Annotated in this window: 10 protein-coding genes; 7 read left to right on the forward strand and 3 right to left on the reverse strand. The window is 64.6% G+C overall.

All coding sequences use genetic code 11. From position 1 onward, the window contains the following. Window positions 1–45 precede the first annotated feature (45 nt). Window positions 46–2,292 carry an NADP-dependent isocitrate dehydrogenase gene (locus AC1MEY_RS04330; RefSeq protein ID WP_480229496.1) on the forward strand — a complete coding sequence of 749 codons (2,247 nt, stop codon included), beginning with the start codon at window positions 46–48 and terminating at the stop codon, window positions 2,290–2,292. Next, window positions 2,289–3,920 carry a SulP family inorganic anion transporter gene (locus AC1MEY_RS04335; RefSeq protein ID WP_480229497.1) on the forward strand — a complete coding sequence of 544 codons (1,632 nt, stop codon included), beginning with the start codon at window positions 2,289–2,291 and terminating at the stop codon, window positions 3,918–3,920. The genes AC1MEY_RS04330 and AC1MEY_RS04335 overlap by 4 nt, the downstream gene beginning before the upstream one ends. Before the next feature lie 140 nt (window positions 3,921–4,060). On the opposite strand, the gene AC1MEY_RS04340 is transcribed toward AC1MEY_RS04335, so the two are convergent. Next, window positions 4,061–5,824, reverse strand: coding sequence for a sensor histidine kinase (locus tag AC1MEY_RS04340; protein WP_480229498.1), 1,764 nt, complete (start codon window positions 5,822–5,824; stop codon window positions 4,061–4,063). Between the two features lie 429 nt (window positions 5,825–6,253). Beyond that, window positions 6,254–6,721, reverse strand: coding sequence for a hypothetical protein (locus AC1MEY_RS04345; protein WP_480229499.1), 468 nt, complete (start codon window positions 6,719–6,721; stop codon window positions 6,254–6,256). Between the two features lie 325 nt (window positions 6,722–7,046). On the opposite strand from AC1MEY_RS04345, the gene AC1MEY_RS04350 reads away from it, so the two are divergent. The 4 genes from AC1MEY_RS04350 to AC1MEY_RS04365 all read left to right on the forward strand — a co-directional run bounded on the left by AC1MEY_RS04350 (window position 7,047) and on the right by AC1MEY_RS04365 (window position 10,460). Then, the gene (locus tag AC1MEY_RS04350) at window positions 7,047–7,298 is read left to right on the forward strand and encodes a three-helix bundle dimerization domain-containing protein (RefSeq protein WP_480229500.1); all 252 of its coding nucleotides are present in this window, start codon (window positions 7,047–7,049) and stop codon (window positions 7,296–7,298) included. Between the two features lie 63 nt (window positions 7,299–7,361). Further along, complete coding sequence (locus tag AC1MEY_RS04355; protein WP_480231294.1) at window positions 7,362–8,246, forward strand: universal stress protein; 885 nt, start codon at window positions 7,362–7,364, stop codon at window positions 8,244–8,246. A 671-nt stretch (window positions 8,247–8,917) separates the two neighbouring features. Then, entirely contained in the window at window positions 8,918–9,808 is an 891-nt protein-coding gene (locus AC1MEY_RS04360) for a universal stress protein (RefSeq protein WP_480229501.1), read from the forward strand. A gap of 25 nt (window positions 9,809–9,833) precedes the next feature. After that, a complete protein-coding gene (locus tag AC1MEY_RS04365) occupies window positions 9,834–10,460 on the forward strand; it encodes a hypothetical protein (RefSeq protein ID WP_480229502.1) in 627 nt (208 codons plus the stop codon). 120 nt (window positions 10,461–10,580) lie between these two features. On the opposite strand, the gene AC1MEY_RS04370 is transcribed toward AC1MEY_RS04365, so the two are convergent. Continuing rightward, a complete protein-coding gene (locus AC1MEY_RS04370) occupies window positions 10,581–11,357 on the reverse strand; it encodes a universal stress protein (RefSeq protein ID WP_480229503.1) in 777 nt (258 codons plus the stop codon). A gap of 289 nt (window positions 11,358–11,646) precedes the next feature. Between AC1MEY_RS04370 and AC1MEY_RS04375 the strand changes: the two genes are divergently transcribed. After that, a complete protein-coding gene (locus AC1MEY_RS04375; protein WP_480229504.1) occupies window positions 11,647–12,567 on the forward strand; it encodes a universal stress protein in 921 nt (306 codons plus the stop codon). The last annotated feature ends 13 nt before the right edge of the window (window positions 12,568–12,580 follow it).

The following is a 12,580-nucleotide window of genomic DNA, read 5'->3' on the forward strand; positions in this document are numbered from 1 at the left end:
GGTAGACCGCCAATGATCTCGAAACCGATAAAGGAAGACACAGAAGTGAGCGCCAAGCAGCCGACCATCATCTATACCCTGACCGATGAGGCGCCGTTGCTGGCGACGTACGCGTTCCTCCCGATCGTTCGTGCTTTCGTCGAGCGAGAGGGCATCACGGTCGAGACCGTGGACATATCCGTGACGGCCCGCATCCTGGCGGAGTTCGGGGATCATCTGACCGAGGATCAGCGGGTGCCAGATGTCCTGTCCGAGCTGGGTGAGCTGACGCAGTTACCGGACACCAACATCATCAAGCTGCCCAACGTGAGTGCCTCGGTGCCGCAGCTGCTGGCGGCCGTCAAGGAGCTTCAGGGCAACGGTTACCACTTGCCGGACTATCCGGCGCAGGCGAACACCGACGCCGAAAGGGAGACCAAGCGGCGCTACGGTACGTGTCTGGGAAGTGCGGTGAATCCCATTCTGCGCGAAGGTAACTCCGATCGGCGCGCTACCAAGGCGGTGAAGGAGTACGCGCGCAGGCACCCGCACAGCATGGGCTCGTGGTCGCAGGCCTCGCGCACCCACGTGGCGACGATGCGGCACGGCGACTTCTATCACGGTGAGAAGTCGGTGACGCTGCGCAAGGTACACACGGTGCGGATGGAGCTTGCCGTCACGGGCGGCGAGACGATCGTGCTCAAGCCCGAGGTGAAGCTCGATGCCGGCGACGTCATCGACAGCGCGTTCATGAGCAAGAAGGCCCTCTGCGACTTCTACGAGCAGGAGATGCAGGACGCCTACGAGACGGGCGTGATGTTCTCGCTGCACGTCAAGGCGACGATGTTGAAGGTCAGCCATCCCATCGTCTTCGGGCATGCGGTGAAGGTGTTCTACAAGGACGCGTTCGCGAAGCACCAGGCGCTGTTCGACGAACTCGGCGTGAACGTCGACAACGGCCTGATCGACCTCTACACGAAGATCGAGTCGCTGCCTGCGTCGCGGCACGAGGAGATCATCCGCGACCTACACGCCTGTTACGAGCACCGCCCAGAACTGGCCATGGTGGACTCGGCCAAGGGCATCACCAACTTCCACTCGCCCAGTGACGTGATCGTGGACGCCTCGATGCCCGCCATGATCCGGCTTGGCGGCAAGATGTACGGCGCCGACGGAAAGCTCAAGGACACGAAGGCCGTCAACCCCGACTCCACGTTCTCTCGGATGTACCAGGAGATCATCAACTTCTGTAAGACCAACGGCCAGTTCGACCCGGCGACGATGGGCACCGTCCCCAACGTCGGGCTGATGGCCCAACAGGCCGAGGAGTACGGCAGCAATGACAAGACCTTCGAGATCCCGATGGGCGGCGTCGCCGCCATCGTCGACGTCGATACCGGAGAGGTGCTGCTGACCCAGGACGTGAAAGTGGGGGACATCTGGCGCATGCCGGTGGTGAAGGACGGCCCGATCCGCGACTGGGTGAAGCTGGCGGTCACCCGGGCCCGTGGGTCCGGCATGCCGGTGGTGTTTTGGCTCGACCAGGAACGTCCCCACGAGAACGAGCTGCGCACGAAGGTCGAGGCCTACCTGAAGGATCACGACACCGACGGTCTCGACATCTCGATCATGTCGCAGGTGCGCGCGATGCGGCACACGATCGAACGCGTGATGCGTGGTCAGGACACCATCGCCGCGACCGGCAACATCCTGCGCGACTACTTGACCGATCTGTTTCCAATCTTGGAGTTGGGTACCAGCGCGAAGGTGCTCTCGATCGTGCCGTTGATGGCGGGCGGCGGCCTGTACGAGACCGGTGCGGGCGGCACGGCTCCCAACCTCGTCAGCCAGCTCGTCGAGGAGAACCACCTGCAGTGGGATTCCCTCGGCGAATTTCTCGCTCTGGCGGCCAGCTTGGACGATCTCGGTATTAAGGGAGACAACAAGAAGGCCACCCTCCTGGCCAAGACGCTGGACGCCGCGACCGGAAAGCTGTTGGACGACGACAAGATCCCCTCGCGCAAGACGGGTGAGCTCGACAACCGGGGCAGTCAGTTCTACTTGGCGTTGTACTGGGCCCGGGAGCTTGCCGACCAAGTCGAGGATCAGGAGTTGGCGGGGCACTTCGCGCCGCTTGCCACGTCATTGGCCGGCGACGAGGACACCATCGTTGCCGAGCTAGGGGAGGCGCAGGGCAGTGCGGTGGACCTCGGCGGTTACTACTACCCCGACGTAGAGAAGACCGCCGCGGTGATGCGCCCCAGTCGGACGTTCAACGAGGCGCTAGCGAACTCATACAGCGGCATCACGTGACGACCTCGAGCCGATTGGCACGACTACTGCCCGGCCGCGCTGACTACGCCGAAGTGCCACGATCGTGGCGACGCGACGTGCTGGCGGGCCTCACCGTCGGCGTCGTGGCCTTGCCCCTTGCGTTGGCCTTCGGGGTCAGTTCCGGCGTGGGTGCCGCTGCCGGTCTTGTCACCGCTGTGGTGGCAGGCATCGTCGCGGCGGTCTTCGGCGGTTCGTCCGTGCAGGTGTCCGGCCCCACGGGTGCCATGGCCGTCGTCTTGGCGCCGGTCGTCGCAGCGCACGGACTGGGCAGCATCGCGCTCGTCACGGTGCTCGCCGGCGTCATCGTGGTCGTCGGTGGCGTATGTGGGCTCGGGCGCGCCGTCACGTTCATTCCCTGGCCGGTCATCGAGGGGTTCACCCTGGGCATCGCTGCCATCATCTTCTTGCAGCAGGTGCCGTCCGCGGTCGGCGCAGCAGCCCCCGCCGGTGAGCGGACCCTGGTGACCGCCTGGCACGTCATCGCTCAGGCTGACGCGTCGGCAGCGTTCAAAAGCCTTGGCATCGTGGCGTTCGTCGCGATTCTCATGTTGGGCTTGCCCCGGCTCCATCGCAGCGTCCCAGGGTCGTTGTTGGCAGTGATCGCGGCGACCGTCGTCGTTCACGTGCTGGACGTTCCCGTGGCTCGCATCGGGGAATTGCCCTCCCGCCTGGCTGCACCACTGCTCCCGCACGCGGACCTCGACGCGGCTCGGCCACTGCTGGGGGCGGCCCTGGCGATCGCAGCGCTGGCGGCCATCGAGTCACTCTTGTCGGCACGTGTAGCCGCGACGATGGCACCCACCGGTCCCTATGATCCAGACCGCGAACTCGTCGGGCAGGGGCTGGCTTCGGTGGCATCCGGCGTGTTCGGCGGTATACCCGCGACCGGCGCGATCGCGCGCACCGCGGTCAACGTGCGTTCCGGCGCCCGGACCCGGCTTTCGGCGATCGTCCATTCGATTCTGTTGCTCGGAGTGGTCTACCTCGCCACCGGCCCGGTGTCGGCGATACCGCTCGCCGCCCTGGCTGGGGTTCTCGTCGTCACCTCGTTCCGGATGATATCGACCAGCACGGTGCGAAACATGCTGCGATCCACGAGATCCGACGCTCTGATCTTCGTCCTCACCGCCATCGTGACCATCTGCTTCGACCTTATCGAGGCCGTCGAGATCGGGGTGCTCGCCGCCGCGTTCTTCGCGCTGCGCAGCGTGGCCCGACGCAGCAGCGTCACTCGGGAGGAGTTGCCAGGACCGCGCCAACTGGGTGACGACCGAATTGCGTTGCTCCGACTCGATGGTGCGATGTTCTTCGGTGCCGCCGAACGCATCTCGAACGCCATCACCGATTCCGAGCATCCGGACGTGAAGGTGGTCGTCATCCGGATGTCACAGCTGGGCATGCTCGATGCCACGGGCGCTCACACTTTGGCTGAGATCGCAGACGAGCTCGAGGCGCGCGGCATCACGGTCATCATCAAGGGCGTTCAGCCCCAGCACTTGGCCTTGTTGACCAACGTTGGCGTGATCGAGGCCCTCCGGCACGAAAACCACCTGATGGATTCGCTCGACGACGCCGTGGCACATGCCCGAACGCACGTCGTGTCATGACGGCGGTAAGGCCGTGGCACTACTAAGGGCAACGGTCCGGTGAGCCGCGGCCTGTCGTCCCTTCACCCAAATCGTAGGGCATCTCGTCGGCGCAGCCATTGGCAGATCCTCGGCCACTCGAGCGGGCACATTCGAAGGACTCAGAATAGCGGGGCCGACCAGCGCAGTACGGTGCCACCACCTGGGGCGTCAGCGAGGGTCAATTCGCCATCTGCTTGCCGGGCGCGGTCACGGAGGTTGCGTAGCCCGCTGCCCGTGACGTCGCCGGTGATGCCATCGCCGTCGTCGACGACTTCGATGCAGAAGTCGTCGTCCACGGTGACGGTGATCGCCAGCGTGCTCGCGTGGGCGTGGCGGGTGGCGTTGCTCATCGCTTCGCGCATCACGGCTTCGGCGTGATCGGCGAGCGGGGCTTCGACGACCGATAGCGGGCCCACGACTTGAACCGTCGTGCGGATGTCCGCGCTGGCGAACTGAGCAATGGCTTCGTCGAGGCGTTGCCGGAGCCGGGTCGTGCCGGGAGCGCCCCCGTGCAAGTCGAAGATGGCGGTGCGGATGTCCTGAATGACGCCCTGGAGATCGTCGACGCTGTCCGAGAGGCGTTGTCGAATCTCGTGTGTCCGCGCCCGCGGGATGGTTCCCTGAAGCGTCAGCCCGACGGCGAAGAGTCGCTGAATGACATGGTCGTGGAGGTCTCTGGCGATCCTGTCCCGGTCGCTGAGAACGTCGAGTTCATGCATCCGCCGTTGCGTGGTGGCCAGTTGCCATGCCAATGCGGCCTGGTCTGTGAAGGCTGCCATTGCGTCGAGTTCGGCCTCGCTGAATGCGAGAGCCCCTCGGGGTCGCAGTGCAATGACGACACCGGCGACGGTGTCGGTGGTGCGCAGCGGCAGGACGAGCGCCGGGCCGGCGCTGTCCACGCCGTCGACGGCCGTGGCCATGGTTTTCAGGCGTCTCGGGCTGCGTTGGCAAAAGACGTGCCCGATTGTGGTATCAACGACCAGGATGGTTTGAGGTGTCCCCGAATCTGCTGCTGTACCTATGTTTTCGACGATCAGGAGTTCGACCACCTCCGCGGTCGGCGTGTCACCGTCGAACGGTATCGCGACCAGAATGGCCGCTGCTCCGGTGAGTTTCAGCGCCTCCTCGGCGATCAGCCTGTGGACACGGGCAGGATCGGTCCCCGACAGTAATTCGGTGCCGATGTCGCGCGTCGCCTCGATCCAGGCCCGTCGAGCCTGGGACTGCTCGTAGAGCCTTGCGTTGTCGATGGCGATGCCTGCCGCTGCGGCGAGCGCCCGCACCAGCACCTCGTCGTCCTCGCTGAACGGTTGCCCGTCGACCTTCTCGGTGAGGTACAGATTCCCGTATACCTCCTCGCGGATCCGGACGGGCACGCCAAGAAAGCTCCCCATGGGCGGGTGGTTGGCCGGAAATCCCACCGATGCCGGGTGGTGGGCGATGTCGTCCAAACGGATCGGGATGGGGTCGTCGATGAGCACCCCGAGTACCCCGTGTCCTTCCGGCAGGGGGCCGATGAGGTCACGGGCGTCCTCGTCGATGCCCTCGGAGATGAATTCGGTGAGTTCGTGGTCGTCCCCGCGCACTCCCAGTGCCCCGTACCGCGCGTGCACCAGTTCGATCGCAGTGTGCACGATCGCGCGCAGCGTGGTAGCGAGGTCCAAGCCCGAGGTGACCACCAGCATCGCCTCGATCAGACCGTCGAGGCGGTCACGGCCCTGCACGATCTGATCGACCCGGTTCTGGACGTCGAGCAGCAGCTCGGTCAGGCGCGATTGGGAGAACTCGGGGTGCGCCGGCGGACCATCCCCGTCACGTTGCGACCCAAGGTCGTCGGCCAACCCGCGAATGGCGTCCAGGCCGTCTGTGATCCTGCTGGGCATGTCGTGGGCTCAGTTCCCCGCCACCGTTGGGTGGCCAGGCACGGACATGGTGGCGATGTCGGAAGCGCCGTCGTCGTTGGCCGAGTCGAGCGTGAAAGCGTCGGCGTGGTGCGGCGCCTCAGCGGAGGTGAGCATGGTGATCCCGGTACGTCGTGGTCACCGAAGCGTTCGGTCACGGGCGAGATGCCCTGCGAGAAGCGGCGGCGGACGGCCGCACTCGTTCCGAACATGTTGAAAGTCTCAACACTGTCGACGCTACACCCCGCGTGAGGTGCATGGTTGGCGATCGTAGCTGGGAGCGGAGGGACGAGGAGTAGGGCTCGATGGTGCGTTGGTCGTATACCTCGGCCCTGCTCCTGGGTCAGGATGAATCGCGTTCGCTTCAACAGTGCGACGGAGCAACGTCGCATGCGTGATCAATAGCGACACTCAGCCGCTTCGACTGATTGCTCGAATGCCGTCCATCGGGGGTCCGTTGCCGTTCGCCATGGACTGTTCGGCCACTACGGTGGCGATCGCGGTCCCGTCCGCAACGGTGCCGACGACGGCCACGACCTCACCCACGCTGAACGGCGGCTGTTGCCGTGGGATCAGCGTCACTGCCGCGGTCTCCGGCGTTACCACGTATGCCTTGATCGTCCCGTCAATGCTAGCGACGGTGAGGCTCGAGTCGGATATGGAAACGACCTCTCCGACTTGCTCGACATCCGTCGTATATCCACCCCGCGTGTCCGGGCTGGCGGATTCACGGAAGGGGGCCGTGTCCAGCGACTGCGTGAATGAAGTCGCGTTCGGCGTCACGTCCCTGGAGTTCTCTGACGCGTCCCAATTGCGCATGACACCGCCGAGAGCTGCGAGCAGAGCTGTAGCGCTCACAGCGCCGAAGATGGTGCTCATCGATTGAACAGGACGTCGTGGCATGGACTCATCATTCCTAGGAGCCGGATGTGCCACTTGAGTCGACTGCGTTCAGACACAGTGCCTTTTGGCACTCATCAATGCCTCCGGGCAGCAAGTCCGTTGGGGCTGAGGGCTTTGGACTCTATCGACCGCGCCCTAACGTTGTGACGTTGGAGGGAAGTGTGATGACTCCGCTCCCACGGAAGGGGACGGTCGAGATGAGTGCAGAATTCCCAGACGAGCCCACGATGCGAAGGGGCTTTCATTGGACCCCACGACGTGAACTTGCCGAGGTCGTCGAGTGGCTGCAGAGGTGGCCCGCGTGAGCACGAAGACCACCACCGATGAACTCGACTCCATATCGCGGATGTTGTGTGCGAAATACCCCGACCACATCGAGAGCGACATCGCGTCGCTCGTCGACGGCGTCTACAGCAGGCTGTTGTCCGAGGCCAGGGTGACTGCTCACTTGATACCCCTGACGGTTAATCGATGCCAGAGGATTCTGCAGATGCACCCGCATGCGGCCGACGAAGGCCTTGAGACCGTCGAGCTGACGACCATCGCCTCCTGATGATTGCGGTTGAACCGCTCATCGTCAAAGTGTCATTCAGTGATTTCAGTGGAGGAGCCCGAAGTGCATAGTGCCAGAACATATCCCACAATAGTCGTCGGCGTTGACGGTTCTCCCGCCTCCGATGCGGCAGTCGATTGGGCAGCCCGTGACGCCTCGATGCGCAACGTCTCGTTGACCGTCGTGCACGTCGCTCCCGCGCTGTCCACGAACTGGTCACTGGACCCGGCCCCTGCTGAGCTCACCACCTGGCAGGCAACCCAGGGGAAACAGATCCTCGGCGATGCGGTCACGATCGCCGAGGCCGCGGCCGAGGATGACGGCAGGCTACAGATCGACACGCAGTTGTTCATCGCAGTGACGGTTCCGACCCTCGTCGACCTGACCAAGGAGGCCGCGATGATCGTCGTGGGTAGCCGCGGAATCGGCGCCTTCGGCCGCACACTGATGGGCTCGGTCAGTTCGGGGCTGGTTCGCCACGCGCACTGCCCGGTAACGGTGGTCCGCGATCCGATCAGACCGTGGGCAGCCCAAACAAGACCCGTGCTGGTGGGTATCGATGGCTCACCAACGTCTGAACACGCGACGGCTATCGCTTTCGAGGAAGCGTCGCGCCGCGGCGTCGAGCTCATGGCACTGCACGCGTGGAGCGATTGGGGACGCTTGGACATCCCCGGTCTTGACTTGCCGGGTCTGGAGCAAGAGGCATCAGAAGTCTTGGCTGAGCGATTGGCCGGGTGGCAGGAGCGCTACCCCGACGTGTCGGTGCGTCGCGTCGTCGTGTGTGGCAAGCCAGCGCGCCATCTCGTCGACGCATCGGGCGAGGCTCAACTGGTGGTTGTGGGTAGCCACGGCCACGGGGGCTTCGCCGGAATGCTGTTGGGCTCCGTCAGTTCGGCGGTGCTCCAATTAGCCCGCGCCCCAGTCGTCATCGCGCGCCAGCCATAGTGCTGCCGCTGGACGCGAGCATCCATGTTTACGCTCCCCCGTCAAAAGAACTCACTCCATACCCGTGTCAACAAAGAGCCGTAAGCGCCAACCAGCGTCTTGCTGGTCCGGCGTTCGCACCACCAGCTACCCACCTCGTGGTGCTCGCGGGATGAGGAACGACCAGCGACGGGAACGCCCATGCGAAATTCCGCCCGAGGAACACGGGCGAACGAGGCCCTTTGGCCGCGCGGTCAAAGGCCAACGGCTCTCGATGAACTGGCTTGGGAATCCTACGGTCAATTCATCCGCCACACTCGTGTCCGCACGGGGGAGCGGTGCCCCACGTCGTGCCGCAACTCGATTGATGTCACCGAAGAGGACGAAATGCTCACTCTGATAGGCAATCCCGGCGTTGTAGGAGTCGGGGACGATTCGCTGGCGTTTCTGCAGCGAAGTTGCGGCAGCCGCCCGCTCCTTCACCTGCCTCGCACCCGGCGGTCTGCTTCATGGGCGACGGGCGCCACGGGCCGGAAGACCCTCTGTGACGAGAAGCCCTGAGCCCGCTCGACACGAGGACCAATGGCAGACCGGCAGGGTCCAAAGCCTCCGTCGAGTCATTGTCCTCTCGAATAGCGTGGCACTGAAACGAGATGCACGAATACTCGTGGTTGTCGAAGACGGGACGAACGATGTCGAAGAAGCTCGATGCAGATAGGGTCTGGGTCGGTGTGGACGGGTCGCCGGCATCGGATGCCGCCGTTCGCTGGGTGGCGCGCGAATACGTGATGGGCGGCTGCCCAATCACGATGGCGCATGCCGTCGCACCAGTTTTTCAGGGCGTGAACGACCATCGTCTGAAGTTGCGCATCGATCGGTGGCAGAAGTTGCAAGCATCGAAGATCTTAGACGCGGCGCGAGCCATCCTTGCAGAAAGTGTCAACGGCGTCGACGTCCTCGACGTGGAGACGAAGCTGTACACGCACGGCATCGTGCCCGCCCTCGTCGACGCGACGAAGGACGCTGCGATGGTCGTCGTCGGGAACCGTGGGACGAGTCTGTTCGGTCGGCGGCTGCTGGGCTCGGTCAGTGCAGGTCTCGTACATCACGCTCATTGCCCAGTCGTGGTGATTCACGATGATGGAGCAGCACAGCCGGCCGGCGATCCTGGGGCCCCGATCCTTCTCGGCGTGGACGGCTCTTCTGCCTCCGAGTTGGCGACGTCCATGGCATTCGACATGGCCGCGCGTCGCGGCGTTGGGGTTATCGCACTGCACGCGTGGAGCGATGTCGGAGTGTTTCCGATACTCGGGATGGACTGGAAGGTGAACCGAGCTGAGGGCGATCAAGTCCTAGCGAAGAGTGTCGCCGCGTGGCAGGAGAAGTACCCCGACGTGAAGGTGGAGCGCCACCTGCACTGCGACCAGCCAGCGCGTTGGCTGGTCGAGGAGTCGCAGCGAGCCCAGCTCGTCGTCGTCGGCAGCCGTGGACGGGGTGGATTCAGCGGGATGTTGCTGGGCTCGGTCAGTTCGGCGGTGGCTCAGTCTGCCTTCGTGCCCGTGATCGTCGCCCGCCGCTCGTGACCGGGAAGCAGAAGAGCAGATCTCTGTGAGTCTGCGGAGTAGGGCCGTTGCACATCTAGGTGAGAACGGCCCTGGCGGGGCGAAGGGGGTTGGCTTTGCCGCGCTGCTGTTCTCGGCTCTGTACCTGTTGTCGGACGTCATCGAGTCACTGCAGGGAGGCTTTTCGAAACCGCAGCTCGCGTTGACGCTGGTCGGAGAAGCAGCCGTCCCCTTCTTCGTCGTCGGCCTGTACCTGGTGCAGCGTCCCAAGATCGGCCGGCTGGGACTCGTCAGCGCTCTCGCCTACGCGTACAGCTACGTGTTCTTCACCGCCACGGTCGTGTACGCCATCGTCTACTCGACGGAAAACTATGCCGTGCTGACGGCCAAGCTAGGCGCTGTCATGACGGTGCACGGGGGCATCATGGTTGCCGCCGGACTTGGCTTCGGAGCCGCGGTGGTCAGGGCTGGCGTACTGCCGGCGTGGGCAGGGGTCCTTTTGACGCTCGGAGTGGTGGCCGTCGCGCTGACACAAACGGCCCCGGAGGGCGTTCAAGTCGGTGCCGCTGCAATTCGGGCCATCGGCTTTGGTGGGATGGGTTTGATCTTGCTCCATGATCCACGTGGTGAGAATAGGCGACGGCCGCACGCTCTCGGGATGTCTGCCAGGTAGAGGTGCCAGCAGGATGGCGGACCGTTCAGACGTAGTGTCGTGGATGGTGAGTGGATGTCCGCGATGGGCTCAGGCAACAGCCGAGGCGCGGGGTCGCCCTACGTAGGTTCGGGAACGTCGTCACCTAGTCGTAAGTAGGACTGAGCAGTCAGTGTCGCGGAGGACGAATCGGCCGTATGGGCCTATCGACCGCGAGACCGCGGTGCCCCCGTCGTTGCCCATGACTATCAATTGAACGGGAGGCTCGCGCTGAGAGAGGAAGTCCAGAATGTCCTCGCGCACGACCAGAGTGTGAGTCTGGACATCCGGGTAGCGGCGCAGGCGGTCGGCCAGGATGTCGCTGCCGCGAGTCTGCGCCGAGGTGAGGACGAGGAGCGTCGCATTGCGCAGACGTGCCTCCTCCAGCCCGACCTGAAGGACGGCCTCCGAATCGCATTCATCTACCAAGACAGCGATGTCGTCTGACTCTGACCACCGGTCATCGTCGTAGTGGCGGACTATCGCCACCGGACAGCGGGACGACTGTGCGACGGCGGTGCCGGTGGCGCCGACGAACTTGGTGGCGCGCGGTCCACTGCCCGCCGATCCGATGCACAACACAACCGCGTTGATGGATTCGGCCACCAGTGTCGCGGCGACGGGTCCATGGGCAATGACGGTCTCGACCCTCACGGGTTGGCAACTCCTGCTGACTGCGTCTCTTGCCGTGCCCAATGCCGCCGTTGCTGCGGCCGTCTCCAGGCCGATGTCGCTGGAGGTGGACTGGATGACGTGGATCAGGCGCAGTGGGACGCCGCGGCTGACGGCCTCGTCGACGGCCCACTCAGCTGCCTGTCGGGCTGAGGCGGATCCGTCGATGCCCACGACGACCGATACCGGCGACTCTGCGTGCTTCATCGTGCCCTCCAAGGTGGTGCGGGTGCGCAGGTTCAGGCTCTTGGCATGTCCCCTAATGCCTCTAGGGGCGGAAGTCACCGCTTGCCAGGGCAATTGGCCACGTGGACGCGGCGTGGTCCGATTGGCGCGCCGTCGGGGCCCTTTGGCACTAGTCGTGGGGCGGCTCCGCGGGCCATCATCACTGCATCGGTGCCGAGGACAGCGTTCCGCACCGAGTCCATTTGGGCCGGTGAACCAGCGGACCCCACCCGAAAGGAGCGTGAAGCCAGTGGAAGGAACGGGGAATCCGGTGGTCGTCGGAATCGACGGCACGGACGATGCGCTGAACGCTGCCCGCTGGGCTGCGGCGGTTGCGGCACGGTTGGGAGAGTCGCTGCACCTCGTGCACGTCATGCGCAGCGTGGACGATGCGCTGCTGGAGCTGACATCACCACGACGCGAAGATGCCGGTGCGTACCCGCGCCAACTAGGTCTGGCAGTACTCCGACGTGGTTGCGACGCCGTTCGCAATGACTTTCCTGACCTCCACATCCAGCGCACCCTCAGCCACCTCAACCGGGTCGAGGCGCTGGCCGAATCGAGCCGGGGCGCCCGGCTGGTCGTACTCTCCTGTGCGGACGTATCGCGCGCCGGCGCGTTGCTGGTGGGCTCAACCACACTCGGGTTGGCTGCGCATTCGGCATGCCCGGTAGTCGCGTGGCGTGGCGAGGTCCTCGCCCCCACGAAGCAACCCATCGTCATCGGCGTCGACGAGAGTCGTACATCTCGCTCTGCATTGGCCGCGGCTTTCGGACTGGCGGATGGTCTGGGGGCAGCACTCGCGGTGGTCACCGCGCTGTCTCCCCGGCGAGCACCCGGTGACGTCAGCATCGCCGCTATGGTCGACTGGGAGGCTCTCGAAGACGATGCGCTGAAACGACTTCCGGGCATCGTTGCACCGTTCGCGCGACGGTGGCCGCACGTCGACATCCGATACGCCGTTGGCCGGGAGAGGGCCAGCCGCGTAATCCTCGACCACGCCGTCGACGCCCAGCTCATCGTGGTGGGTTCACGTGGCCGCAGTGAGATGGTCGGCGCCCTGCTTGGCTCGACCGGCCTTGCTCTGCTGCACCACTCGCCGGCGCCCGTTGTCTTGTGCCCAGCGTCATCTGCGAAGCGTCGATTCGCGAATTCACCGGACCAAATCGACGTCGCAACCACGGTTCTTTAGCCCCGCCTGCCAG

This window comes from Mycobacterium sp. PTI7, from assembly GCF_056679845.1.

Coding starts and splice junctions, on each gene's coding strand:
- AC1MEY_RS04360 (WP_480229501.1), top strand. CDS start 8,918: ATGTCGAAGAAGCTCGATGCAGATAGGGTCTGGGTCGGTGTGGACGGG.
- AC1MEY_RS04370 (WP_480229503.1), bottom strand. CDS start 11,357: ATGAAGCACGCAGAGTCGCCGGTATCGGTCGTCGTGGGCATCGACGGA.
- AC1MEY_RS04340 (WP_480229498.1), bottom strand. CDS start 5,824: ATGCCCAGCAGGATCACAGACGGCCTGGACGCCATTCGCGGGTTGGCC.
- AC1MEY_RS04345 (WP_480229499.1), bottom strand. CDS start 6,721: ATGAGCACCATCTTCGGCGCTGTGAGCGCTACAGCTCTGCTCGCAGCT.